The sequence below is a fragment of the Fictibacillus terranigra genome, from assembly GCF_030412265.1.
GTDB classification, from domain to species: Bacteria; Bacillota; Bacilli; order Bacillales; family Fictibacillaceae; genus Fictibacillus_C; species Fictibacillus_C terrinigri.
In genome coordinates this window covers 381,788-406,383 of record NZ_JAUHLN010000001.1, presented here as the reverse complement: position 1 = coordinate 406,383, position 24,596 = coordinate 381,788, and the positions used below count along the sequence as shown (strand labels likewise).

Sequence of the window (24,596 nt, the reverse complement as noted above, 5' to 3'; positions counted from 1 at the left end):
CTTTGACTTTACTCGCGGTTTCTCTGCCATTACTCACAGAACACATCATTTTCACAACCTCAAGTAACATCAATCTTCTATTTTCATCACATAGGTTCGATTTCGATAGGTTCCAGTGGATGCGAGATTCATGGATTGGAGAATGCGAGTGGAAACAGAAATTGAGGGCAAATGCAGGAAGGATCTGAGCTGGCAGTTGGTAATTAAAAGTCCAAAAAGAAGTTTATAATCCATGATGGCTGCAACGTGAGCATCTTTTGAGAACGATCCGCATTTTGTACATACCCACTTAGCATTCATTCGGTGCATGGGGAGCATAAAACATTCCGGGCATACGACACCAGTTAAAATTTCTTTTGAAGAAAGCTGGAATTTCTGGAGAATTTGAGGATCATCTGGAATGTGGCTGTTGACGAGTTTACGGGAGAGCTTTTTTAATTGCTGGGGGTTTAACTGCTCGATGGCATGCTTTTTTTCATACCTTTTTATTTTTGAGGGGAGATTTGCACTGTGGATGACGTGCTTAGCCGTGGCGGGATCCAGCTTTAAAAGAGTGTTTTTAATGACAGTGTTGGGGTTACTGATGATTACAAGCCTTTCTATGGGAACCTTGGGGAGTTTGTGATTAGAAAGCCATTCCTGGAGTTGTGTACCTTGCCGTTCAACCTGCAATATCGGGTCAGGAAAGCCTTCTTCTTTTTCACCCGACACACGAATGAGCTGTGTAAAATTGTGATCAAAAACAAGTGTTCCTGAGATATTTTTCACTTCTAAAATGAGAATGTAGCTAGGGGAAAGGATGAGGGTATCAATCTGGAAAAAGTAATCGCCATCTTTAAGCCGAAGGTCATGCAGAATGTGGAAATTTTTCTTGTGGAGAAATTTAAGGTGATAGTCAAGAGCAAGCTCGCCTTTGTAACCAGCCATACGTCTTGCCAGATGATCAGAAATTATCGGCCGTTTCGGGTGCCCTGGAGGCAGCCTTCTCAGTAAAGCTTCCAGTTTGTGTATGACAATAGGTACTTTTCGCTGTTTTACAATCAATATCGATCAACTCCCTTGTTTACTAGGTAAACATTCGAACTGTATGCTGGTTTTTCCTTCATATGATGCAAAATTAATTGCCGGAAAAGGGTGATGCATTTGACTGTGTCGATTACTTGCGATTCGACATGCCTTTCTTGCAGAAATGCTCTATTTACTCGCGGTTCGACACGATATACTCACGGAAACTTTGACTTTACTCACGGTTTCTCTGCCATTACTCACAGAAGACATCATTTTCATAAAATCAATTGGCAGTACATCACTCCCAGCACTTTCGCCAAATAAAAAACACCGTTGTCACGGTGTTTTTCTATCACACTCTTTAAACGGTGTTTGATGCCTTTATATTTAAGCGATCCTCATACTCAGACTTCAAAATATTATAATACAAGCTGGTGACTTCACGCCCATCCAACCGGTCCAATTTCTTTTTTTCACTAAAACGGTAGTTGAATCCGCATTTCTCATTGACCCGCTTGGAATTATGATTAAAATCAAAATGTCCGCACCATACAATATCTAGATCGAGATCTTCAAAACCATGCTGAATCACCCGGTGTACGGCTTCAGGGACATATCCTTTTCCCCAATAAGCTGGATTGAGCACATATCCGATCTCCTTTTGCTTGTAATGGGAAAGGCTTACATCGGGCTTTCGATCATGCAGACCGATACTGCCGATGACCTTGTTTTCAGAGAGCAGTTCAATGGCATACACCACGTCATTGCTTTCCATGAACATTTGGATGATCTCTTTGCTTTCTTCCTCATCTTTATGAGGTTTCCAGCCGGCATTCGGGCCCACCAACTCACTTTTCGCGTATTCGAACAAGTCTTTGACGTCTGACTCCTTCCACGCCCTCAACAATAATCTCTCGGTCTGCAGCTCTCCCATAATATAGCCCCCTTCTATTTTTAACCATTATAGGCTAAACGGGATTAAAAAGGAACATATTGGCGGGTGCCAGGCACCGCGATTACACAAGTGTGTAAAACCGGTGCCTGGCACCCCAAAAGACCAAGCTACCACTTCTTCAACCCCAACAGCTTCTCCCCTAGTTCTGTCAGCTGAGCGGTCTCATACTTCTCATGCTCCAGGTTGCGGGGATCGCCAGGAAAGGCTTTGCCGCTCGGTGGAATTCTCTCTTTCCATGACTCTACTCGCGTAGCAATGAGCGGCTCATTCTCCTCTTGCGCCGGGAACATGGAGATATATTGGGCGAGGCGCGGCTTATCTGAATAGTTGGGACGGATTCCATGCGGCTGCATGCTGTTGAAGATAAGTAAATCCCCCGCTTTGGTCACGACTTTTGTCGGTGTGTAGCCCGCCGTATCCGGCTTGTGCGGATCGCGGTCGGCCGGCTGATCTTTTACCCATTCATCAAAGTCACGATAAAGTTCAGGAATACATTGGAATCCTCCCATATCCACATCCGTATCAACGAGTGAGAGAACGCCCTGAACGTTTACCGGAATCGGATCGAGCGAAGTGTCGACGTCCCAGTGAATAAAGCTGTTATACTCGTGCCCTGGCTTCATCGGGAGATTGAGGTTGCAGCGGTCAATGCTCGCCCACAATTTTTCCGTTCCCCAAATATCAACGAAAGCATCGTACACCTTTGGATACATGCGGTTGTCCCATAAGTATTGATGGTTGTACAGCTCTACCATGCCGGTATTCTTCAATTCCTCCATCTCGATTTCGCGCCGTGCCGCCGTATACCATGTGGAGGAATCATCCGCATCCTTCTCTTCAAAATCCCAAATCAGCCTCGCCAGCCGATCGATATGGTCTTTCGGAACTGCATCACGTATGATCACATAGCCGTTCTCCTTCCAGAACTTCCAATCCTCCTCACTCAAGACACGCAGCGGCTCATTATTTTTCCTCTCATTCAGCGGAACAGCAATCTCAAGAATATTATTCAGCTTCTGGTTCATATAACTTCCTCCTTTTATAGTACCTTTGATTGGTTCCATGTTAGGGCTCACAGCAAATCAATACAATAAACGATGTTGCTGTCCTTCTCATAAAACTAAGATATCTTGTGGTTTCGCTCCGTAAAACGGCCGTGAATAACCCGTCTGATGGCGTTTTCATTCATGCACCATCAGTTTCTTGCTCATTTTTAGTAAAAACTATCATATCTTGCTGTCCACTATGGTGATCAGACGGTAAATCTTATACACTTAAAGGAGCATCAATCCACCGGGGGGTCTTCAAATGAAGTTTTCCATGAACCAAAGTGCCGATGGCCCAGAAACCTTAAACATCCAAAAAGCCCCGCATCTTTTATATGCAGGGCAGATCAGCAATAATCCGCATTGGAAATTTTCAAGCCATAAGCATGATAACCTCAGTGAAATTGTCTATATCTGTGATGGAAAAGGGACGTTCATTATTGATGGAGTAACGTACGAAGCATCAAAAGGAGACATTCTGGTCTACAATAAAGACGTCCTCCACGAAGAATGGTCTAACCCTGATCATCCGCTAAAAACGTATTTTTGCGGCATCACCAACCTGTCCATCGAAGGCTTAAAGGATCTGCATGTCATACCATCCGGCATCAATCCGGTCATTCGCCGTAATAAATATTCTTCTAAAATTGAAACATACGTGTCCGAGATTTTTGATGAAGCGGCCCTTCAAGCAGAAGGGTACGAGATGATCTGCCAGCACCTGCTCACGGCACTCATAACCGTCATTCACCGCATCATCCATCTGCATCATCAAGACACATCAACCGAAAAGAACGACTCCCTCTCTCACCGAATAAAAGAATATATCGATAAACACTATACAAGGAGCCTTTCTTTAGAAGACTTGGCAGAAGCCTTCTTTATCAGTCCCTACTACCTTTCACATGTGTTTAAAGAGGAAAAGAACCTCTCGCCGATCCACTACCTCATCACAAGAAGGATGGGCGAAGCGAAACGGCTGCTTGTTTCAACGAACCTGAAGATAAGAGAAGTCGCCCAGCTGGTCGGATATGACAACCCGAACTACTTCACGATGCTGTTTAAGAAGTTTACGGGAGAGTCGCCTAAGCGTTTTAAGCAGAAGCATATGGAGAAGTTGTTTTACCATAAATAGAGGGCTGCCTTTTTCGGCAGCCCTCTTCAGCTTATAAAACTATTGCTCAAATTGGTATCCGTTTTTTTAGAAACTTCCAAAGCGACGCCATTGACCATTTTTTGATAGGTTTCCACGATTTCAGAAGCGAGCACTTGTCTCCATTATTCCGCACTCACTCGGCCCCCAGCTGCTATTAATCACTTCCCTTACCAGCATGCCATTTACTTTTGTTATGGCCAATGATCCGAGGTGCCTGGCACCGGTTTTAGATTCAATCCCCATCCTTCAACAGCCTCAAAGCGTTTAAAATAACGATCAATGCGGCGCCTGTATCGCTTAATACGGCCATCCACAGCGTGAGCAAGCCGGGGAAGATCAGTCCTAGGGCAATGGCTTTTATGATAATGGAGAACCATATGTTTTGCTTAATGATGGATAACGCATTTTTACTTAATCTCATCATATGCGGCAGCTTTTCAAGATTATCGGCCATTAACACAATATCTGCGGTCTCCATGGCAGTATCCGTCCCCGCTCCGCCCATCGCGATCCCCAGATCGGCAGCGGCCAGGGCAGGGGCATCATTAATGCCATCACCGACCATGGCCACCTTGTAGCCTTCGCTTTGCAGCTTCTTGATCGCGGTCACTTTATCTTCCGGCAATAATTGAGAAAAGCAACGGCTCACGTTCGCTTCAGACGCGATCTTCTTAGCGGTGCCTTCATTATCTCCCGTTAGCATGACGGTCTCGCGTATTCCTTTTTCTTTTAAGGATTGTAACGCAGAGATGGTGGATCCTCGCAGCATATCTGACACCGCGATCAAACCGAGGACCTTTTGTTCCGTACCGATGATCACAATGGTTTTCCCTTGGTTCTGCAGCTCCACTACATTTTGCGTGATTGGATCCAGCGGCACGGCCATTTCTCTAAACAGCGCCAGGTTGCCTGCGTAATAGTTCACCCCGTCAATGGCGGCTTGAACGCCCTTCCCAACAATCGCCCTGTACAGCTCGCCGTCTCTTGGAGGAATCCCTTGTATCCTCGCATAGTCCACTATGGCTTTAGCTATGGGGTGAGTGGAATAATTCTCTAATGTGAAGGCGATGGATAACAGTTCCTCTTCGGTACCGGCCAGCACTTCAACCTTCGATACTTTTGGTTTCCCCTCGGTCAGGGTTCCTGTTTTATCAAACGCAATCGCTGTAACGGCACCCGCTTTTTCCAAGAACGTTCCACCTTTAATCAGGATTCCGTTCTTTGCAGCATTTCCGATCGCTGACACAATGGCCACTGGAGTAGAAATCACCAGCGCACACGGACAGGCGATCACCAATAATTCAAGCCCTTTATAAAACCATTCACCCCACGTTCCAAACGCCAATAACGGCGGGAGGACCATAAGAAGCAACGCCAGTCCAAAAACGATCGGGGTATAAATCCCTGCAAATTTATCAATAAAGGCTTCAGCGGGTGCTTTCTTCTCCTGGGCTTCTTCAACCAAGTGAATGATTTTTGAAATCGTCGTATCTTCGACGAGCTTGGTCACCTGTACTTCAAGCGTCCCGTGTTCGTTAATGGTGCCTGCATATACGCTGTCCCCAGGCCGTTTATCGACAGGGATGGACTCACCCGTAATTGGAGCCTGGTTAACGGTGGATTCTCCCTGCATTACGTCTCCATCCAAGGGGATCTTATCACCTGGCTTAACTATGATGACCTCGCCAATGGAAATTTCCTCGACGGGCTTTTTTACCACCTCCGACCCTTCTTGCACCCACGCTTTAGGAGGAGCTAAATCCATGAGGTTCCTGATCGATTTTCTCGTTTGCTCGATGGATTTATTCTGTAAAACGTTGCCCAGAGAGAATAACCAAACGACGGTTGCCCCTTCCAGCCACTCCCCGATGAAAGCTGCTCCAATCGCTGCCGCTGACATGAGTACATTCATATCTAAGGAACGGCTCCTAATCGAATAATATGCACTTTTCACTGGTTTATAGCCGCTCAGAATCATGGCCGCAGCATAGAGGATCGAGGACATCAGTGCGGATACACCGGTATAGGAACCGGCAAAACCAAATGCAATGAATAGTCCCGAAAGAAGCAGCAAACCGTTATCATTTTTCTTTTGTACAGGCTGACTGGATGTACGGCCTGTATCCAAAGTCGCTTTAAACCCAATCTTGGAAACTTCTGAAACAATTTCTTCCGGAAGGTTGGTATGTTCAATTTTCATTTTTCCCGTTGAAAAATTGACATGTACTTGTTGAACAGAAGAATGCAGGTTTAAATGATTTTCGATACTTTTAGCACAATTTCCGCAGTCCATGCCTTCAACCGTGTAGGTCTTAAGAGAAATCGGCTCTGCCATATAACCTTGCTTCTTCACCTGGCTTTCACCTGTACTGCAGCATTGTTCTGACATGCTGGATCACTCCTAATCTATATGACTGTCACAACTGGCAACATCATTTTGAACGTCGGCAAGAACTACGTTAAACATCGTGAGCAGTTCACGTATCTGTTCGTTACGGATGCTGTAATAGCAGTACCTTCCTTGCTGTCTCCCAGAGATAATGCCGCACCCTTTCAAACAGGCCAGGTGCTGGGATATGTTGGATTGATTCCCGTTGATATCTTCTACGATCTGAGAGACCGTTTTTTCCTGATCCATCAATGTCTCTAATATTTGAATCCTTGTTTTATCAGCGAAACCACGAAGAAATTTCACCTTTGTGTCTAGATTAACGGTTTCCATCTATTACCTCCACTCATATTAGTAAAAACTAATGTATGGTTACACATCATATTACCAATACCTAATATATGTGTCAAAAAGATGTTTATCCGGTGCCAGGCACCCGCATTACACATGTGTGTAATTGCGGTGCCTGGCACCGATTATTCATTTTGATTGAATCAGCCAACTAATGTTAATACTTGTGACGAAGAAAGGAGTTGATACGTTTGCCAGACGAAAGCAATGACAAACCGAATGAACTTGATTTACATATGGATGATGAGCAGCTATGTGTGATCGCTGAAAAAAACCCATGAACAGGGAAAAATCATGAAAGACCAGGGTGTTAAGAAAAATAGAAGGGTGTGTCAATATGACAACTGAAAAGAAATGCAGGGATTCATTTGTTGTAAAAACCAGTAAAGTTTTGCCTTCAGATACCAATAATAATGGAACCCTTTTTGGAGGGAAGCTGATGGCATATATAGATGATATAGCCTCCATCTCTTCCATGCGTCATTCACGAAGAAACATAGTAACCGCTTCGACTGATTCTGTCGATTTCCTCCATCCCATTTCAGAAGCGAGTGCGGTTTGCCTTGAGGCATTTGTAACGTATACCGGACGGACCTCGATGGAAGTATTCGTCAAGGTGATCGCTGAGGATTTATTAACAGGCGACCGAAATGTATGTGCCCTTTCCTTTTTAACGATGGTGGCCATCGACGAAAACGGAAAGCCCACACCCGTTCCCCAGGTGGTCCCGGAAACGGATGTGGAAAAACAGTTGTTTACTACAGCAGCAGCGAGAGCAGAAAACCGCAAGCGAAGAAGAAAGGAAACGAGCAGCCTGGCAAAGGATTTTGGCACCGGTCTGCCATGGTGAAAAGGGTTACTAAGCAACTTTTGTATCTTAAGCTGCCATCCGGGCGGCTTTTTCTTATGCTATTGAATGAAAAAAGCCACCTTCCTAGCAGAAGAGGCTTAAAACGCGGCGTACAATGGACAGTGACTTTCATATGTTTCCATTTGTCCGCTCATATCCTTTTATAGGATAGCTTGTGAGCTCTGAAATATGCAGATAAAGAATTTAAAGGTGCAGCATGCTCCGCAGGCCATCAACGATCAGCTGATGATCTTCTTCTTGGGACAATCCGGAAACTGTGATGGTGCCAATCACTCCAGTGTTTTTGATGATGAGCGGAAAGGATCCTCCGTGCACTGCATACTCTTCAGGATTAACGGAATACGCATCAAAATAAGAACGTTTTTTAGATTCATTGTATAACTTTACATAAAAAGAGCTATGAAAATGCCGGTTGACTACATTCGATTTTCTTCGGATCCAATGCTCCTGGTCCGGACTTGTGCCATCCATGGCATGATAAAATAATCGCTGCCCATTTTTCATAATGTCGACGGCTATTGACTTATTTCCTTGTTTGGCAAGCTCGATGAGTTTCAGGCCTAATTTTAGGGCTGTACCATTTGTAAATGCATCAAATTGCAATTCTTGTTCCTGATTTAGCGTTTCCGTTAGTTTTTCGCTGACTTTCATCCCAATAATCCCTTCCTGTTGAAAAAAACGGTTTTCTTTTCACGGCTGCTTTGAAGGGCGGCATGTATGACGCGAATCGTTTTTAAACCATCTTCCCCGCTTACGGGACAAGCCTTTCCTTCCTTGATGTGCTCATACACCTGTTCATAATAAGCGGCATAATTGCCTGGCACCGTTTCTATAATCTCCTCCACCTGTTGCCCCTCGCGGCTTAATGTCAACTTTCCGAACCATTCCTCTTTATCGCGTCCCCACTCGTTGCTTCCAGGGACTTTTCCTGCTTTTAGCGCGTCTTCTTGTCCGTCTATTCCATATTTAATGAAGCTTCCCTTGCTTCCGTGTACTTTATAACGCGGCCCCTGATCGACGACAATGGAGCCTGAATGCAAAATGACCCTCAGGTTTTCGTATCCCATGATAATGTGGAAATAATCATCTGTTGCGGAATTCTTTCTTTGAGCAAATACATCAGCCGTGACGAATTCTGGCTCCCCGAATAAGAAAATCGCCTGATCAATTAAGTGGGAGCCCAGATCATACAGCATTCCCGCACCTTTTCCAGGCTTCTCTCTCCAACGATCACGAACTTCGGGTCTGTAACGGTCGAAATGGGCTTCATATTCTACGATTTCACCTAACGTGTCCTCAGAAAGCAGCTTGCATATCGTTAGAAAATCATTATCCCATCTTCTGTTTTGATAGACACTCAGCATCCGGTTATTTTCCCTGGCTAACGCGATGAGCTCCTCTGCCTCGTCAGGATCGATGACCATCGGCTTTTCCACAATGACATGCTTGTTGTGCTGAAGGCTTTTTTTTGCCATTTCATAATGCAGAACATTCGGTGTGGTGATGACAACTAATTCAATATCAGGATCTTCCATGATACTTTCAAGTTCATCCACAACTTCCACATTCCCTAAGTCTTTCTGAACCTTTTCCGGGTCTGAAGACATTACTTTAACAATCTCATACTGCTCTAACGCTTGTAAAAAAGGGGCATGAAATGTAGCTCCAGAAAGTCCGTAACCAATCAAACCCGTTTTCATGATATCCATTCCTATCTTCCTCTCTCTTTTTCAGTGACCATTAGTTCGATATGAAGTGACCTTAATTTTTGCTCCATTTGTTTAGGTGGAGTTTGATCTGTAATAATAAGATCAATCTGGGATAAATCACAAACCTGATGAAGAAATTCCTTGTTAAATTTTGTGTGATCGGCAAGCAGAATGACTTTTTTTGCCGATTGGATCATGCTCTTTTTCACATAGGCTTCCCCTTCATCAGGAGAAGTGAGTCCCTCCATGCCTAAACCGCATGCTCCGAGAAATAAAACATCGGTCTTATATTTTGTAACCTCCCCTGCCGTATGGAAGCTAGTGAAATTGCGGTGAAACTTATTGAATTTCCCGCCGGTCAAGTAGGTTATATACCCGTCTCTCTCACTAAGAATCTGGAAGATATCGATCGAATTGGTTACTGCGGTGATTTCTTTATTCGCCATCAGACGGGCCGTCAATTCTACAGTGGTTGAAGTATCGAAAAAAATATGGTCATGTTCCCTTACATAGGCGGCAGCTTTTCTGGCAATCTCTTCTTTGTATCTGGGCATTCCCCTGTCACGATAGGGAGAGAGTGCTGTACTTTGCGATGCCAGAACCGCTCCTCCCTTCACTCGGAGAATTTTCCCTTCTTCCTCCAGTTTTACAAGATCCCGCCTTGCCGTATCGCGTGAAACGTTAAATTGAGTGATTATGTCTTCAGCATTAATTTCATGATGTACTTGTAGCCAATCCAAAATTTTTTCCAAACGCCGCTTTTGCGCCATAATGTCACTCCCTTGCCTATTAAGGATAAACCAATCCCATAAACTTAACAAGTAAAACGCTTATAATCTGTTAACATTCTAAGTATTTTACTTAAATTCGGTGTAATAAAACACCAACTTGATTAAGTTGGTTTTTGTCTGGAAGAGCAAAAAGAAGGTTTGTATGTAAGAGCACAGGTTTGTTCAGAAGATACAGATTCATGATTGCAAAAAAGGCCAGCTTGGCGGCCTTTCTTCATGAGCTTTCTTATGGTTTAAGAACAACCTTAATGCAATCCTCTGTCCTTGTGTGAAAAACCTCGTATCCGTGCTTTGCTTGATCCAATGGGAGGACATGGGTAACTACGTCCCCAATATCGACCTTGCCTTCCGTAACAAGATTATAAAGAAAAGGCATAAACGGAATAACAGGTGCCTGTCCCGTTTTGATATCGACGTTTCTTTGGAAGATGTCCCCTAATGGGAAACCGTTGTAACGGCCTCCGTAAGCACCGGTAACCTGAATGGTTCCCGCTTTACGTACCCTTGGGATGCAATGATAAAACCTCCCAATGCACCGCCATGCAGCTTCATTCCTGATGCCGGATATTCCATTGGGGTCATCTTACCGCTCATACCCGAACAATCGATAACGATGTCTGCTCCCCCTTGGGTAATCTCTTTTAAATGATCACCAACATTCTCATAATCCTCGAAGTTGATGGTCTCCACTTTATTCGTCTTTTTTGCGTGCGCCAAACGGACCGCGCCTTTGTACCATGCAAACTTCTGCGTCAGAAGTCCGACTGGTCCGCATCCTACGACGATCACCGTGTCTCCTGGTTTGACCCCGGCATGATCAACACTCCAGTAAGCGGTTGAAGCGGCATCCGCCAGCAGTACTAATTTTTCGTCCTCGACCTCACAGTTATCCGGGAGTTTAAAAGGAGTAAAGTTCCCGTGCAATGTCCGGATGACCGACGCCAATACGGCGGTCAATCTGGAACAGAAATAACCTGTATTTAAAAAGCCGTCTAGAACCATTGCCAGGCAAAGGTTCTAGACGGCTTTTTTCATATTGCTTATAGGGCCTTCTGTTCAAGGGGAGCGGTGTTATTTTCATTTTCTGCTGATACAAAGCGGTTGCTGCCTGCACCCATCCCAACAATATAAAGGAGGACCGCCGCAACGGCTAATAGGATCAGTGGAATGTTCCAGCTGTTGGTCTGATCATGCAGGTAACCAAAAAGAGCTGGTCCCACTGCAGCCAGCAGATACCCGACAGATTGTGCCATACCCGAAAGCTCTGCAGCTTGTTGAGCATTGTGCGTCCGCAGAACAAAAAACATGGTCGCAAGGCCGAACCCGGAACCAATGGCAATACCAATCAGTATGACATAAATGGGTGCCAGCGCAGTCACTCCACTAAGTATGCCGGCATATCCCAAGAGCAAAAAGATGACAGTGAATGTTACTAATTTGCGCTGGTTCGCACTCCGGCCTGCTAAAATCGGCACAATAAACGTAGGAGGAAGGCTTGCAAATTGAGTTAATGACAAAAGCCATCCCGCTTTTGTCGGGTTGATTCCCTGTTGATGCAAAATGGCAGGAAGCCACGTAATAATGGCATAAAAGACCGTGGATTGCAGCCCCATAAACAAGGTCACCTTCCAGGCAAGCCCGGAACCCCAAAGGCCAGTCCCTGAAGAAGAAGCATTGGGAACATGCTGTTTTTGAAGCAGCTGAGGGATCCAAACAATAATGGATACGAGTGAGATAAGCGCCCAGCATACGAGGGCAAAGCGCCAGCCGTACCCCAATCCTTTCGTAATCGGAATACTTACACCAGAAGCAATCGCAGCCCACATATTCATGGAAACGGAATAGGTGCCTGTCATCAACCCCACTTTGTTAGGAAACTCTCTTTTTATTAAGCTTGGCAATAATACGTTACATACCGCGATGGCAACTCCAAGCAAAACAGTCCCGCTGAACAAAGCATCTGTATAAGGAACAGAGCGTAAAAGAATACCCGCGCCTAATAAAAGCAAGGCTCCAAAAAGCGTATGCTCCAACCCAAACCGGCGGGCCAGTCTTGGGGCTATCGGTGAGATCAGGGCAAAGGCAAGCAAGGGCAGCGTAGTCAGCATTCCCGCCAATGTATTCGACATTCCAGTATGATTACGAATGATTTCGATGATCGGACCAACACAGGTTAAAGGTGCCCTTAGATTAGCACCCGCAAATATAATGCCCAGGATGAGCAGCCATAATCCTGGCTTAGAAACGGCTTGACCGTGCAACATTTGTTTTTTTGAACTCACATGGTTTCCTCCTCAAAATTCATGATGCAACTTTCTTTCATGATGAAAAATCCTGAAAAACACAGTCCTGCTTTCCAAATAGGCAGATGAATAAGAAAATGCCCGACTCCTCCACAAACGTTGCCCGGTGTGGGGGGGTCTGGCACTATGTAGTCAGCCAATTTATTCACAATGCAGCTGATCTGAAAAAGCGTCATACGTTTATTATAACAGAAATCCCCATCCTTTACAGGGAAAAAGGTAAAGGATGGTAACCGGGAATGGTCATGTCCCGTGAACATTAAAAAGCACAGCACTTGCTTTAGCGACCATTACATCTTGATCATTAAAGATTTGGCATTCAGCATGGGCCAGTGTTCGGCCCTCTTTAACAACCTGGGCATGGGCAACTAAATAATCCCCTGTTCCTCCTTTTAAAAAGGAGACATTAAGATCGACCGTTACCACTTTTTGCTGATTGTTTTCATCCGGTTCAATCGTATTGCACATGGCTACATCCGCCAATGATGAGATAATGCCCCCATGTACGACTCCCACACTATTGCGATACAGTGGTTTTACAGGTAAGCGCACCTTCACTGTTTTCCGGTCCACTCTTTCATACTCCAGATCCAAAAATTCATCAAACGCTTGCTTTATGAACATGAACACCCCTCCTGCCTCTTCTATCATTAGTAAAAGTATAGAACTCCATAAGAAAGGCTGTCAAAAATGACAGTATCCGCTTATTTCAATCGTCCACCCTATACTTCTCAAGAACCGTGAAGTCCCTGTCGACCAGCCAGACCTGGTTCACCCGGCTGCCGCTTTCTGTCCCCCTGAAGTGCTCAAGGCTTACGTTAAAAAAGCTTTTCACCTGTTGATCATAGGCGGCTTTTTTGGACTGGATGATAAAAAAACTCTCTTCCTTCGCGATAATGGCCTCAGTATCCAGAACATCATGATACCTGTTTACGCTCCCAAAATTGTAGGACATATACGTATCAAACGCTGATTCAATCTCCTTTTTCATCTTGATCCTGGCTTCCCTATGCCGGCTGGCTGAATCATAGGGCTTCTCCTCTTGTTCTAAGTATTTTGAAACCGAGGCCGGCTGCGCGTATTTTGCGTTCAGCGCGTCATTCACTTGAAAACCAACATATAAACCCGTCACGATCGTTGCTAGGAAAATGATGAAAGGCTGTCTTTTACCCATACATCCCTCCGTACTCTGCCAATAATCTTTTCTCTTTCAATCCTATGTAAACTCGTAACCATTTAGTAGTGATTTTGAGATTTTAATAGTGATTAGTCTAGTAAATCATTCTTCGGTCAGCCGTTACTTGCGATTTGGCTTGTTTTACTTGCGGAAACTTGGACTTTACTTGCGATTCGACACGATTTACTTGCAAAACACGTCATACTCATAAAAGTTTAATTGTATTACTCACGGAAATTATGACTTTACTCACCGTTTTAGCACCTTTACTCACGGAAATTCAGACTTTACTCACTGTTTTCATTCAATTACTCACAAAACATATCAATTACGCAAATTAACACCAGACATAAAAAACGACCTGCATTGTCATGCAGGCCCGGACATCATTTATTTACTTAACTGCCGCTTTCCCCTCACTTACCCCAACCTTCACAATCTGCTTCGTCTCGTTCGACTCGATTGCAGCCAGGATGACATCGAGAGACTTCATCCCTTCTTCTCCGGTAATCAACGGGGGCTGGCCATTCAAAACACAATCGGTAAAGTGGTCGATGACATGCGACTGGGTTTGGCCGCCTTTTTCGTTGGACTGGATCCGTTCCAGTTCGTAGTTAACGGTTTCGCCGGTCTGGTATTGAACGACGAGCGAATAATTTGGATCATCCTCCAGGCGGAGTATACCTTTTTCGCCGTAGATGACCGTGGAGTTATCGCCGCCTGACACGTAGGACCAGCTGGCCGCCAGGGTGCCGATCACACCCTTTTCGGTTTTTAAAATACAAACCGCGTTGTCATCTACGTCTGTATTCTCCTTCGCACTTGTATCAATGAAGGAACCCACCTCGATGATCTCTCCGAGCAGGTAGCGCATGAGGTCGGTTTTGTGGACGCCAAGGTCACCCATCGCGCCGATAAATGCTTTTTCCTGATCAAAGAACCAGCTGTTTCGGCCATCGATGCTCCATCGTTCCGGTCCGGGATGCCCGAAGGTCGTACGGAAGCTGTAGATTTTACCGATCCTGCCGCTGTCGATGAGCTGCTTCGCTTTGACATGAGAGGCAACAAAGCGCTGGTTATGAGCAATCATCAAGGTTTTGCCGCTTTCCTGTGCCGCTTGGTTCATGGCCTCTGCTTCTTCTTTGGACGTGGCCATCGGCTTTTCGCAGAGCACATGCTTGCCTGCCTGTAATGCCGCGATGGTGACGGGGGCATGCAGGTAGTTGGGCAGACACACACTGATGGCATCGATATCCGGATTTTTCAACAGTTCTTCATAATCCGTATAGCTCGCAGCTCCATACTGCTGGGAGGTTTCCTCGACTCTTTCAGGAATCAAATCACAAACCGCTGCAATTTCCACGTGTTCATTGGCTTCATATTCTGGCAGGTGTCGTTTTCTTGCGATACTTCCGCAGCCGATCACTCCGACTCTTAATGTACTCATCTCTCATTACCTCCTGAAATTAACGTTTGTTTGACCACTGCAGGCCTGCTGTACGAGCTATGCATCTCATAATGCTTGCCAAGAGACGACGATTCGTGAAACCCGTGCATGATTTCCAGCACATGATAAGCAAGATCTCCCGATGCAAGGTGCGGCCGGCCATTCAATAATGCGTCCGCCATATCGGCGATCCCAAGTCCTCGCAGGTTCTCCACAGCATCTGACACGAGCTCCTGCTCCACCCATTCATCAGAGCCCTTGCGATTCAAAAGCACAGGGCCATCAAAGGTGTTGGGATCCGGAACCGAGATCGTTCCTTCCGTACCGTAGATTTCGATAAAAGGTGTCTGGGTCGCCTTCACATCAAAGCTTGTAAGGATGGTGCCGATCGCCCCGCTTTCAAATTCAACATTGCCGGAAATATGGGTCGCCGTATGCACCGGAATTTTCTTTCCTTGATATCCTCTCCAGTCATGATGGTTCGTTCCAAAAAAGGAATGCCGGCGGATGCGGTCACCCGCTTCACCGAACCCATAAGGCTAATGAATGCCGTTAAATAATAAGGCCCCATATCGTACATCGGACCTCCGTCCGCCTGGTAAAAGAACGCAGGATTCGGATGCCAGTGCTCCGGCCCGCGCTTCAGCATAAAGGCTGTAGCCAAAACCGGCTTTCCGATTGCACCTTCTTCTATGAGCGCTCTGCACGTCTGCAGCCCGGCTCCAAGGAACGTATCAGGTGCTGCACCAATCAACAGACCCTTCTTACTGGCCGTCTCGATCAATGCCTTTCCCTCTTCAAGCGAAACACTCAGCGGCTTTTCCACATACACATGCTTACCGGCATTAAGTGCCTGTAAACACAGAGCGTAATGTCCGCCAGGAGGGGTCAGGTTCCGGACAATGTCAATTTCCTCATGGTGAATCAGTTCATCGACAGAGAGAACAATAGGAATGCCATACTCCTTCGACTTCTGTTCTGCCCGCACCTGCTCCAGATCGGCAACGGCGACCACCTCCACATGCTCAAAACTGCGACAGTTCTTCAAATAAATATCACTGATGACGCCACAGCCAATCAGTCCAACCTTGATCTTTTTCAAGATGTCTCTCTCCATTTCCTTACTCTTTCACTGCTCCTCCAGCCAAGCCCTTGACGACTTTTTCCTGTGAGAAAAGGTAGACAACCAGGATCGGCAAGCTGGCGAGGGTGAGGGCCGCCATCAAGCCCGGTATGTTCACTGAAAATTCTCCTTTAAAATCCTGCAGTCCGAGCGGCAGGGTCATATTTTCAGGACTCGAGATCAGGACGAGGGCAAAAATAAATTCGTTCCAAAGATGAATAAAGTTATAGATGAGTACGGTCATTAACGCCGGTGTCAGCATCGGCAAGATGACGCGCCAGAAAATGCCGAAGTGGCTGCACCCGTCAATCTTTGCCGCTTCCTCCAATGAGGCCGGAATTTCTTGCATGAACTGAGTCAGGATAAAGATGGAGATCGGCAGACTGGACGCGATATATGGCCCGAGAAGCGCCCAGACCGTATCATACAGCCCCATGCTTTGTGAGAGCTTGAAGACGGGAATCAAGGTGGCATGAATGGGCAGCATCATTCCCGCAATAAACAGCAGGAACACGACGCGGTTCAGCTTAAACTTCATTCGGCTTAACGGATAGCTCGCCAATGCAGCGATGAGCATAACCGCAACCACAGCGATGACCGATACGAGGATGCTGTTCAGGAAATAACGGGACAATCCCATCTCGAACACACTCTTAAAGTTTTCAAGTGTAAAGGAAGAAAAAAGAGAATACGGCTTTTCGAAGAACTCGGTCCGGCTCTTTAAGCTGGTGGAAATCATATAAAGAAAGGGATAGCCTGTGAACACAAGCAGGATAAGGGCAATCACATACAGAGGGACTTTTTTTATCGCTAAATTCATGCGTAGGCTCCTTTCTTTTTCCGGTAAAAATCAAGTGCCTGAATGAGGATGGTCACGATCATCGCTAGGAAAAACATAACGAATGCAATGGCGCTGGCATAGCCCATGTTAAAGTTCACGAACGCCTGCTTGAACATGTACGTCCCAAGCAGCTCGGTTCCATGGTTTGGCCCGCCGCCCGTCATCACATAGAAAATATCAAACGCCTTCAGCGATCCGACGATGGCCAGGATGGATGAACTCACGATGGTAGGCATTAACAACGGCAAGGTGATCCGGAAAAACTTTGTGAACGCATTCGCCCCGTCGATCTCTGCCGCCTCATACAGCTCTTCAGGGATGCCGACGATCGCCGCTTTAAACAGAATCATATAAAATGGCGAGAACTGCCAGACGATGACCAGCAATACTGCAAACATGGCCGTATGGGACTGGCTGAGCCACTCGACGTTTTCAAAACCGAACACACTTACGAGCCTGTTGATGATGCCGTTCAAAGGATCGAGCATGAGCACCCACAGCAATCCAACGGCTACCGTGGAAATTAAGAACGGGAAGAAATAAACCCCGCTGAACAGCCGAATGCCCCGGATCGGCGCGAGAAGCATAAGTGCCATGATCAGCCCCAGCGGAATCTGTACAAATATCGAGGTCAGGATGACCCACGTGTTATTCGTCAGCGATGTCCAAAACACGTTGTCTTTTAACAGGTTGACATAGTTCTGCAGTCCAACATACGTACCGGCACCCACACCGTCCCACTTGTAAAAGCTGTAGAGCAGGGTCGAGAAGATCGGGTATAGCACATAAAACACGTACACGATGATGGCCGGTGCCAGAAACAGACTGATGGTTACAAACTTGTTCACTGATTTCCTTTTGGGCCGTACAGCCGGCTGCACCGCTGTATTGGCCGTTCGTACTCCTTTTAATTGCGTTTCCACGTCATCCCTCCTCAGCGTCTTGCCATGTAAGGAATCAAAGGGGCAGCATGCCCCTTTGATTCCTCAACATTTATTCCTTCTTCAAATCTTCCTTCGCTTTTTGCTCCATCTTTTTCGCTGCTTCCTGCGGCGTCATATCCAGACCGAACACCGCTTGTGTCGTATCTTTGTGAAGCTCTGCAAGTTCCGGAGGAAGCGTTTGGTCATATGGCATCTGGAGGTGTGTCGCATTTTTTACGACATCATAAAAACGTTTGGTCATTTCATCTTTTGGAACCACATTATCCACCGAACTTAATGAACCGGTGCGGTCTACATACGCCTGAGCCGTTTCTGTACTGGTCAGCTCCTTGGCAAGCTCAGTGGCCAGCTTCTGGTTTTTGCTGTTTTTCGCAACCGACCATACCGGGCTCGCTGACGCACCCAAGTTCGTTTGGTCGCCTTTGCCGCCTTTAACGGTCGGGAATACGAAGAAATCAAGCTTGCTCGCAAAGTCAGGTGCTTCTTCCTTCATGTTGTTTACGAACGAAATGGTCATATCCATCATCGCAGCTTTACCGGAATACATGAGCTGACGGCCTTGTCCTTCATCATAAGGAATACCATTAAATCCGGAGTTGAACGCTTTCTTCTTCACCATTTCCTGAATGAGTTCTCCTGCTTTCACATATGCCTGATCGTCAAAGCCTTTACCGGTACGATGGAACGCACTGTCAAACAATTCCGTTCCGCCTGCACGGCTGGCGAAGTTCATTAAATAGTACGCGCCAGGCCATTTGGTCTTGTTGGCCAAAGCAAGGGGAATAATGTCGTTTTTCTTGAGCGTATCATTGATCTTGAGCCACTCATCATAGGTCTTTGGAGGCGTTAACCCATATTTTTTGAAGATATCTTTGTTGTAGAACACTACGTCAATGGATAAGCCGAGCGGCAATCCGTACACTTTGTTATCAAACGTGGAATTGTCGAGAGCCAGTTTGTTGAAATGTTCTTTGTCCGTATCAGCCGTAATATCCAGTACCTTGCCCTGGTCCGCAAAGTTCTTGAGCCAGCCTCCGCCCCAGCTGACAAATACGTCCGGTGCACGGTTGCCCGACATGGCAACAGATAGCTTCTGTTTGTAGGCATCGTTTGGAATCGTCAAGAATTTCACGTTCACATCCGGATGCTTCTTCTCAAAACGTGCCACAGCTTCCTGATACACTTTTTCCTTTTCACCCGGATCAATCTGCCAGAACTCCAGCGTCTTTTTCCCCTTGGAACCTGAACCGCTGCTGGAAGCTGATTCCTTTGAACCTCCTCCGTTCAACCCGCATGCTGTTAACAATAGAACACAGACAATGGTCAGCATCAACCCTGCTTTTTTCACAGCTATCCCCTCTTCTCTCATTTAATGATGGTCACGCCGTTATGTAGTTCTTGTTGAGGTATTGAAAACTGATCTCGATGCTTTCAAGCGGTGAACGGCGGCTTTGGTCCTGCTCAACGATCCACCAGTTGACGCCGGATGATTCTCCTTTGTTTAAAATCGGCGTTAAATCTACGCCGCCTGTACCGAGTTCAGCAAAGAACTGTTCGCCGTTAGCTGTCATGTCCTTTAAATGGACAAGCGGTGTTCTTCCCTCGTATTTCTCAAGCCACTTGACCGGGTCTTCTCCCGCTTTTGTAAGCCAGTACACATCAAACTCCGCTTTCATCCAGTCAGGATGGGTTTCTTCCAGCAGCAGCTCAAGCGGCTTTCGGCCATCAGACATTGGTTGAAGTTCAAAATCGTGGTTATGGTATGCGAATGCTAGTCCTTCTTTATGGCACGTTTCCCCGACAGCATTTAGAATGGATACAAGCTGGCGGTAATCCTGTTCAGTGCGTCGTTCCGGCGGAAGGTAAGGACATACGATATGTTTGTTTCCAAGGATGTGCTGATACTCGATGACTGAGTTCAACTCGGATTCCAGTGCAGTCAACGGCACATGACTGGATGCCGCCTTTAGCCCGAGATCATCCAGCACCTTTTTCAGCTCTGAAGCCTGGAGGCCGCCATAACCGGCAAACTCTACGCCTTCGTACCCAATATCCGCGACCTTTTTCAATGTTCCGATGAAATCTTTTTCTGTTTCGTTTCTTAACGTGTACATCTGCAGTGCAACGGGTATGCGATTTGACATGAAAAACCTCTCCTTTTAAACTTATATTTTTAAAATGTAATCGGTTTCATTTTTGAGTCACGATAAACCTTTAAATTTAAAGGTTATGGCCTGTAGTAAAATGTAACCCATTACATACCTAACCGTTTTTTTTGAAATTTGCGCCGCAGGACTCCCGAATGATTAATTCGTTCTCGAGCACATGCTGCCTCTTTCCCATCTCAATGCCGTTAATCTGCTCAAGCAGCAGTTCCATCGCTTTTTTCCCCATCTCAAACGTCGGCTGTGCAATCGTAGTGATTCCAGGATCGTAAATCGCTGATAGCTTGATGTTATCAAATCCAACGACAGCAAGATCCCCGGGGACGGAAAGTCCATTTTCTTTCGCAGCCTTTATTACACCAGTAGCCATTTCATCGTTCGCCGAAAACACGGCGGTTGGCGGCTTTTCAAGCGCCATCAGCTTGGTCATCTGGTTATAGCCGGATTCATGGGAAAAATCACCTTCCTGAATCAAAATGTTGTCAAACGCCAGGCCGTTCTGCAGCAGCGCTTGGCGATATCCCTTCAGGCGGTCCTGACTGACTAAAAGATGAAGCGGACCGGTAATATGAGCGATGCGGGAATGGCCCATGTTGATGAGATGCTCAGTCGCCGTTCGGGCGCTGCTCACATTGTCGATGGTGACCGTTGGAATGGCAACTCCCTCCAGATAGTCAGCGGTAAGAACGACCGGGAACTGTTTCATCACTTCAGTTAACACATTTTTATCCATTCTTGCAGACAAAAGTATCATTCCATCGACTTGCCGCTGTTTCAGATGGTCGAGGTACTCATATTCCCTTTCCACCTGCTTATTCGTGTTTGCGAGCAGCACACGGTATCCATTCTCACCCGCTGCATGCTCGATTCCGCCAAGAATATGGGAAAACACGGTATTCATGATGTTTGGAACAACCACCAGGATCGTATTCGTCTGGCTTCTTCTGAAATGCCTCGCCAATATATTCGGCTGGTAATTCATCTGCTCAATGATCGCCAGTACCTTATCCCGCGTATCCTTTTTCACAGCTTCCGGGTTTCTCAGTACTCTTGAGACGGTAGCCTTCGAAACATTCGCCTTTTCTGCAACATCGCTCATCTTTACCATTGGTGCATCCCCTATACTACAAAGTTTACATTCAACTCATAATGAAATCGGTTACATTTAGTATAACTGAAATTATCTGAATTGCAAGATAATTTTTTATGTCATTTAAAACGAGACTAAAAAAGCCAGAGCTTTTAGTCATCTGAAAAAGCTGGCGCTGTCACTTGATTATTTGAAAACCTTCGAATCTATTTTTTTACACCAAATTCACGCAATGCTTGCTGTACCGTTCCATAGATTTGTATAAGGATAGATCCATTCCGAGCTGAACCACACTCCGGGCAACCTCAGGCCTTACTCCTGTTACGATAGAGCGAACACTATCATTGTGACTATCCTATCTTTCCAGTTGGTTTTTAATGCCATTACTCACGGAAATTCAGATTTTACTCACCATTTTAGCACCTTTACTCACGGAAATTCGGACTTTACTCACCGTTCTGACACTATTACTCGCAAAACACATCATTTTCAAAAATTCTGTCGCTAGAAACTATCACCCTTGCAAAAGCATCTGTTGAGGTATTTCGTATTTTTCCCATCGATTTCGACGAACCTTTACAAATTTCACGAAATTACAGAAGTATTTATACATTCCTGTCGTAAGAAATTTACATAGCTTCGTTATCATAATCCTGTAAAAAACTACATTCACAGGAGGGTTTTGGGTGAAAAGGGCAATGAAATCTTTTCTTTTGTTTGCGTTTGCGTTTTTACTTTTAGGAGGATTGCTGCCTGTTTCGTCTTATGCAGCAGCTCAAGAAGACTCTGTCCGGGAGTTAAGGGTGATGACCTACAATCTCAGGTATTTGAATACTACGGATGCGTCACCGCATACTTGGGCAGAAAGGCGTCCGACCGTCCGCCAGCTGATCCGCAATGAACAGCCGGATATCTTCGGGACGCAAGAAGCTGTGTATCAACAGCTTAAGGATGTTGATGAGGACTTACCGGAATATGATTGGATCGGTTTGGGCCGGGAAGGTGGCAGTAAGGGCGAATTCATGGCCATCTACTTTAACAAAACACGCTTTTCTCCCTTAGAGTACGATCATTATTGGCTTTCTGATACTCCGGATGAGGTCGGATCCATGTCATGGGGAAATACCATTCCGCGCATGGTTACATGGGTCAAGTTTCTTGATAGGAAAACCAATAAGCAATTCTACTTTGTGAACACACACTTTGATCATCGGTCCGTAGAAGCGAGAGAGAAAAGTGCGGCATTAATTGCAGAAAAAATAAAAGAATTTAATCCCGAGCTTCCTGTCTTGTTAACCGGAGACTTTAATACCGGCCCTGATAGCCAGCCTCACCAAACGCTGACGAACGAAGGACCTTTTACAGATCTATGGGATTCTGCAGAAATAAAGAAGAATGAACACCTCGGTACATTTAACGGTTTTCGCGATCCTACGGGGGGAGGCTCCGCTAATAAAATCGATTGGATCCTATCCAATGATAAGGCAAAAGCGAAAAGCATAGAAATATTAAATTATCAAAAAAACGGTCAATTTCCGAGTGACCATTATCCAGTTATAGCTGACCTGACACTTCACTATTAATCTTCCAAGGAGGACTAAAAATGAACGATTCCAATCATTCAGAAAAGCTGAATCGAAGAAGTTTTTTAAAGAAAGCCGGACAAGGAGCGGGAATTGCTCTCGGTGTTTCCATTGCCAATACATTACCAGTGAATTTCGCATCAGCAGCGCCGAGCTCTCTATCTTATCCATTTACACTTGGCGTGGCATCTGGTGACCCATTGCCAGATGGTGTTGTTTTATGGACAAGGCTAGCACCAGACCCGCTGAACGGCGGCGGCATGAAACCCACTCCCCTCCCGGTGCAATGGGAAATTTCACTGGATTCAGCCTTTAAAAAAATTGTACAGCGAGGAACAGAGATTTCAAAACCGGAGCTCGGCCATTCTGTTCATGTCGAAGTCAATGGCTTACAACCTTCTAAGTGGTATTATTATCGCTTTAAAGCAGGTACAGAGATCAGTCCTGTAGGGCGGACAAAGACGGCTCCTGCGCTGCATAGCCAGGTTGATCATCTGACATTTGCGTTTGCTTCCTGTCAAAATTGGCCAGCAGGCTATTACACCGCCTATCAGCATATGGCCAAGGATGACCTGGATCTGGTTATTCATTTAGGGGATTACATTTATGAAGGCACACATAATTCGACCGGCGTTCGGCCGATTAACAAAGAATATCCTGAAATCTATACCATTGACGATTATCGCAACCGCTATGCCTTATATAAATTAGACAGTGACCTTCAAGCCGCCCATGCCAATTTCCCATGGCTTGTAACCAATGATGACCATGAAGTGGATAATAACTGGGCAGGGGATGTGCCGCAGGATCCTGATAAACAATCAAGGGAGGCTTTCTTAAAACGCAGAGCGATTGCGTTTCAAGCGTATTATGAACACATGCCGCTCCGCCGCACGTCCTACCCGAACGGAAGCAGCATGCAAATCTACCGGCGTCTTTCTTTTGGAAATTTAGTCGATTTTAGTTTACTGGATACACGTCAGTACAGAGATGATCAAGCCAACGGTGACGGGTGGGACAGCCCTACACCAGAGTCCATGGATGCGTCGCGTACCCTGCTGGGTGAGAAACAAGAGCGCTGGTTATTGGATGGGCTGGCTGCCTCTCGGGCAAAATGGAAGGTTCTTGCACAGCAAGTCTTTTTCGCCAGACGAGATGGAGCTTTTGGTCCGGATCAACAATCCTTCAGTATGGATGCTTGGGATGGCTATCCCGGAGCACGCCAAAGGATTCTGAACTTTTTAGCGGAGAAAAACATTTCCAACCCGGTCGTTTTAACCGGAGATGTCCACTCGAGCTGGGCGAATGAAGTGAAAGCCAATTTCGACGATGCGAACTCAAAGAATGTGGCAGTTGAATTTGTCGGAACATCCATTACATCCGGCGGAGACGGTGCTGATGTACGGCCTGACACAGCACAAACACTCGAGGAGAATCCCCATATTAAGTTTTTCAGCAACCAGCGCGGTTATGTGCGCTGCAAACTAACCCAGCAGACGTGGCAAACGGATTATCTGGTCTTGCCGTATGTCACAAGGCCGGGTGCTCCAATCGAAACGCGGGCATCATTTGTGGTCGAAGACGGCAAACCAAGTCTGCTGGCAAAGACTGAGCCTGCTTCTGTATAACTAAAACACACCTCCCCAC

At 45.9% G+C, this 24,596-nt stretch carries 24 protein-coding genes and 1 pseudogene; 4 read left to right on the top strand and 21 right to left on the bottom strand.

Features of this window, described 5'->3' with window-relative positions; all coding sequences use genetic code 11:
* Positions 1–69: 69 nt before the first annotated feature.
* From QYF49_RS02065 to QYF49_RS02055, 3 genes are all read right to left on the bottom strand, one after another.
* On the bottom strand, positions 70–1,044 hold the full coding sequence (locus tag QYF49_RS02065; protein WP_290397970.1) for a nuclease-related domain-containing protein: 975 nt from the start codon (positions 1,042–1,044) through the stop codon (positions 70–72).
* Between the two features lie 325 nt (positions 1,045–1,369).
* Entirely contained in the window at positions 1,370–1,942 is a 573-nt protein-coding gene (locus tag QYF49_RS02060; RefSeq protein WP_290397969.1) for a GNAT family N-acetyltransferase, read from the bottom strand.
* A gap of 128 nt (positions 1,943–2,070) precedes the next feature.
* Positions 2,071–2,988 carry a phytanoyl-CoA dioxygenase family protein gene (locus tag QYF49_RS02055; RefSeq protein WP_290397968.1) on the bottom strand — a complete coding sequence of 306 codons (918 nt, stop codon included), beginning with the start codon at positions 2,986–2,988 and terminating at the stop codon, positions 2,071–2,073.
* A gap of 283 nt (positions 2,989–3,271) precedes the next feature.
* Here QYF49_RS02055 and QYF49_RS02050 point away from each other — a divergent pair, with 283 nt between their 5' ends.
* A complete protein-coding gene (locus tag QYF49_RS02050; RefSeq protein WP_290397967.1) occupies positions 3,272–4,144 on the top strand; it encodes an AraC family transcriptional regulator in 873 nt (290 codons plus the stop codon).
* Positions 4,145–4,264: 120 nt separating this feature from the next.
* Here QYF49_RS02050 and QYF49_RS02045 read toward each other — a convergent pair whose 3' ends face one another.
* From QYF49_RS02045 to QYF49_RS02035, 3 genes are read right to left on the bottom strand one after another with little or no spacing between them, the layout of a single operon-like run.
* Positions 4,265–4,408 carry a hypothetical protein gene (locus QYF49_RS02045; protein ID WP_290397966.1) on the bottom strand — a complete coding sequence of 48 codons (144 nt, stop codon included), beginning with the start codon at positions 4,406–4,408 and terminating at the stop codon, positions 4,265–4,267.
* A complete protein-coding gene (locus tag QYF49_RS02040) occupies positions 4,398–6,554 on the bottom strand; it encodes a heavy metal translocating P-type ATPase (RefSeq protein WP_290397965.1) in 2,157 nt (718 codons plus the stop codon). Before QYF49_RS02040 ends, QYF49_RS02045 begins: the two co-directional genes overlap by 11 nt.
* Before the next feature lie 12 nt (positions 6,555–6,566).
* Positions 6,567–6,887 (bottom strand): ArsR/SmtB family transcription factor, encoded by a 321-nt coding sequence (locus QYF49_RS02035; RefSeq protein ID WP_290397964.1) that lies wholly within the window; start codon positions 6,885–6,887, stop codon positions 6,567–6,569.
* A 355-nt stretch (positions 6,888–7,242) separates the two neighbouring features.
* On the opposite strand from QYF49_RS02035, the gene QYF49_RS02030 reads away from it, so the two are divergent.
* The gene (locus QYF49_RS02030; RefSeq protein ID WP_290397963.1) at positions 7,243–7,755 is read left to right on the top strand and encodes an acyl-CoA thioesterase; all 513 of its coding nucleotides are present in this window, start codon (positions 7,243–7,245) and stop codon (positions 7,753–7,755) included.
* A gap of 204 nt (positions 7,756–7,959) precedes the next feature.
* Here QYF49_RS02030 and QYF49_RS02025 read toward each other — a convergent pair whose 3' ends face one another.
* The 15 genes and pseudogenes from QYF49_RS02025 to QYF49_RS01960 form a co-directional block, all read right to left on the bottom strand.
* Complete coding sequence (locus tag QYF49_RS02025) at positions 7,960–8,427, bottom strand: heme-degrading domain-containing protein (protein ID WP_290397962.1); 468 nt, start codon at positions 8,425–8,427, stop codon at positions 7,960–7,962.
* Positions 8,424–9,485, bottom strand: a complete 1,062-nt coding sequence (locus tag QYF49_RS02020) for an oxidoreductase (RefSeq protein WP_290397961.1) — start codon at positions 9,483–9,485, stop codon at positions 8,424–8,426. Before QYF49_RS02020 ends, QYF49_RS02025 begins: the two co-directional genes overlap by 4 nt.
* Positions 9,486–9,487: 2 nt before the next feature.
* Positions 9,488–10,255: a DeoR/GlpR family DNA-binding transcription regulator gene (locus QYF49_RS02015; protein WP_290397960.1), complete on the bottom strand. Its 768-nt coding sequence runs from the start codon at positions 10,253–10,255 to the stop codon at positions 9,488–9,490.
* A 247-nt stretch (positions 10,256–10,502) separates the two neighbouring features.
* Positions 10,503–11,197, bottom strand: a pseudogene (locus QYF49_RS02010) (MDR/zinc-dependent alcohol dehydrogenase-like family protein); the annotation flags it as partial.
* A 119-nt stretch (positions 11,198–11,316) separates the two neighbouring features.
* Entirely contained in the window at positions 11,317–12,558 is a 1,242-nt protein-coding gene (locus tag QYF49_RS02005; protein WP_425589532.1) for a CynX/NimT family MFS transporter, read from the bottom strand.
* Positions 12,559–12,822: 264 nt separating this feature from the next.
* The gene (locus QYF49_RS02000; protein ID WP_290397959.1) at positions 12,823–13,203 is read right to left on the bottom strand and encodes a PaaI family thioesterase; all 381 of its coding nucleotides are present in this window, start codon (positions 13,201–13,203) and stop codon (positions 12,823–12,825) included.
* Between the two features lie 85 nt (positions 13,204–13,288).
* Positions 13,289–13,753 carry a hypothetical protein gene (locus QYF49_RS01995; protein WP_290397958.1) on the bottom strand — a complete coding sequence of 155 codons (465 nt, stop codon included), beginning with the start codon at positions 13,751–13,753 and terminating at the stop codon, positions 13,289–13,291.
* A gap of 397 nt (positions 13,754–14,150) precedes the next feature.
* Complete coding sequence (locus QYF49_RS01990) at positions 14,151–15,203, bottom strand: Gfo/Idh/MocA family protein (RefSeq protein ID WP_290397957.1); 1,053 nt, start codon at positions 15,201–15,203, stop codon at positions 14,151–14,153.
* Positions 15,200–15,643 (bottom strand): Gfo/Idh/MocA family oxidoreductase, encoded by a 444-nt coding sequence (locus QYF49_RS25630; protein ID WP_354005787.1) that lies wholly within the window; start codon positions 15,641–15,643, stop codon positions 15,200–15,202. The genes QYF49_RS01990 and QYF49_RS25630 overlap by 4 nt, the downstream gene beginning before the upstream one ends.
* Entirely contained in the window at positions 15,562–16,305 is a 744-nt protein-coding gene (locus tag QYF49_RS01985; protein WP_354005786.1) for a Gfo/Idh/MocA family protein, read from the bottom strand. Before QYF49_RS01985 ends, QYF49_RS25630 begins: the two co-directional genes overlap by 82 nt.
* Positions 16,306–16,324: 19 nt before the next feature.
* A complete protein-coding gene (locus tag QYF49_RS01980) occupies positions 16,325–17,146 on the bottom strand; it encodes a carbohydrate ABC transporter permease (protein ID WP_290397956.1) in 822 nt (273 codons plus the stop codon).
* A complete protein-coding gene (locus tag QYF49_RS01975; RefSeq protein WP_290397955.1) occupies positions 17,143–18,090 on the bottom strand; it encodes a carbohydrate ABC transporter permease in 948 nt (315 codons plus the stop codon). Before QYF49_RS01975 ends, QYF49_RS01980 begins: the two co-directional genes overlap by 4 nt.
* A 70-nt stretch (positions 18,091–18,160) precedes the next feature.
* Positions 18,161–19,459 carry an extracellular solute-binding protein gene (locus QYF49_RS01970; protein ID WP_290397954.1) on the bottom strand — a complete coding sequence of 433 codons (1,299 nt, stop codon included), beginning with the start codon at positions 19,457–19,459 and terminating at the stop codon, positions 18,161–18,163.
* Between the two features lie 31 nt (positions 19,460–19,490).
* Positions 19,491–20,255 carry a sugar phosphate isomerase/epimerase family protein gene (locus QYF49_RS01965; RefSeq protein ID WP_290397953.1) on the bottom strand — a complete coding sequence of 255 codons (765 nt, stop codon included), beginning with the start codon at positions 20,253–20,255 and terminating at the stop codon, positions 19,491–19,493.
* A 118-nt stretch (positions 20,256–20,373) separates the two neighbouring features.
* The gene (locus QYF49_RS01960; RefSeq protein ID WP_290397952.1) at positions 20,374–21,384 is read right to left on the bottom strand and encodes a LacI family DNA-binding transcriptional regulator; all 1,011 of its coding nucleotides are present in this window, start codon (positions 21,382–21,384) and stop codon (positions 20,374–20,376) included.
* Between the two features lie 668 nt (positions 21,385–22,052).
* Between QYF49_RS01960 and QYF49_RS01955 the strand changes: the two genes are divergently transcribed.
* Together QYF49_RS01955 and QYF49_RS01950 are read left to right on the top strand one after the other, a co-directional pair.
* Complete coding sequence (locus QYF49_RS01955) at positions 22,053–22,949, top strand: endonuclease/exonuclease/phosphatase family protein (protein ID WP_290397951.1); 897 nt, start codon at positions 22,053–22,055, stop codon at positions 22,947–22,949.
* Positions 22,950–22,969: 20 nt separating this feature from the next.
* A complete protein-coding gene (locus QYF49_RS01950; RefSeq protein ID WP_290397950.1) occupies positions 22,970–24,577 on the top strand; it encodes an alkaline phosphatase D family protein in 1,608 nt (535 codons plus the stop codon).
* Positions 24,578–24,596 lie beyond the last annotated feature (19 nt).

Excerpts from the sequence above, each read along its gene's own strand:
- QYF49_RS01990 (WP_290397957.1), bottom strand. The coding sequence starts at position 15,203 with ATGAGTACATTAAGAGTCGGAGTGATCGGCTGCGGAAGTATCGCAAGA.
- QYF49_RS02020 (WP_290397961.1), bottom strand. The coding sequence starts at position 9,485 with ATGGATATCATGAAAACGGGTTTGATTGGTTACGGACTTTCTGGAGCT.
- QYF49_RS02050 (WP_290397967.1), top strand. The coding sequence starts at position 3,272 with ATGAAGTTTTCCATGAACCAAAGTGCCGATGGCCCAGAAACCTTAAAC.
- QYF49_RS01980 (WP_290397956.1), bottom strand. The coding sequence starts at position 17,146 with ATGAATTTAGCGATAAAAAAAGTCCCTCTGTATGTGATTGCCCTTATC.
- QYF49_RS02060 (WP_290397969.1), bottom strand. The coding sequence starts at position 1,942 with ATGGGAGAGCTGCAGACCGAGAGATTATTGTTGAGGGCGTGGAAGGAG.
- QYF49_RS02040 (WP_290397965.1), bottom strand. The coding sequence starts at position 6,554 with ATGTCAGAACAATGCTGCAGTACAGGTGAAAGCCAGGTGAAGAAGCAA.
- QYF49_RS02000 (WP_290397959.1), bottom strand. The coding sequence starts at position 13,203 with ATGTTCATAAAGCAAGCGTTTGATGAATTTTTGGATCTGGAGTATGAA.
- QYF49_RS02045 (WP_290397966.1), bottom strand. The coding sequence starts at position 4,408 with ATGGGGATTGAATCTAAAACCGGTGCCAGGCACCTCGGATCATTGGCC.
- QYF49_RS01965 (WP_290397953.1), bottom strand. The coding sequence starts at position 20,255 with ATGTCAAATCGCATACCCGTTGCACTGCAGATGTACACGTTAAGAAAC.
- QYF49_RS02015 (WP_290397960.1), bottom strand. The coding sequence starts at position 10,255 with ATGGCGCAAAAGCGGCGTTTGGAAAAAATTTTGGATTGGCTACAAGTA.
- QYF49_RS01995 (WP_290397958.1), bottom strand. The coding sequence starts at position 13,753 with ATGGGTAAAAGACAGCCTTTCATCATTTTCCTAGCAACGATCGTGACG.
- QYF49_RS02030 (WP_290397963.1), top strand. The coding sequence starts at position 7,243 with ATGACAACTGAAAAGAAATGCAGGGATTCATTTGTTGTAAAAACCAGT.
- QYF49_RS02055 (WP_290397968.1), bottom strand. The coding sequence starts at position 2,988 with ATGAACCAGAAGCTGAATAATATTCTTGAGATTGCTGTTCCGCTGAAT.
- QYF49_RS01950 (WP_290397950.1), top strand. The coding sequence starts at position 22,970 with ATGAACGATTCCAATCATTCAGAAAAGCTGAATCGAAGAAGTTTTTTA.
- QYF49_RS01960 (WP_290397952.1), bottom strand. The coding sequence starts at position 21,384 with ATGGTAAAGATGAGCGATGTTGCAGAAAAGGCGAATGTTTCGAAGGCT.
- QYF49_RS02035 (WP_290397964.1), bottom strand. The coding sequence starts at position 6,887 with ATGGAAACCGTTAATCTAGACACAAAGGTGAAATTTCTTCGTGGTTTC.
- QYF49_RS02025 (WP_290397962.1), bottom strand. The coding sequence starts at position 8,427 with ATGAAAGTCAGCGAAAAACTAACGGAAACGCTAAATCAGGAACAAGAA.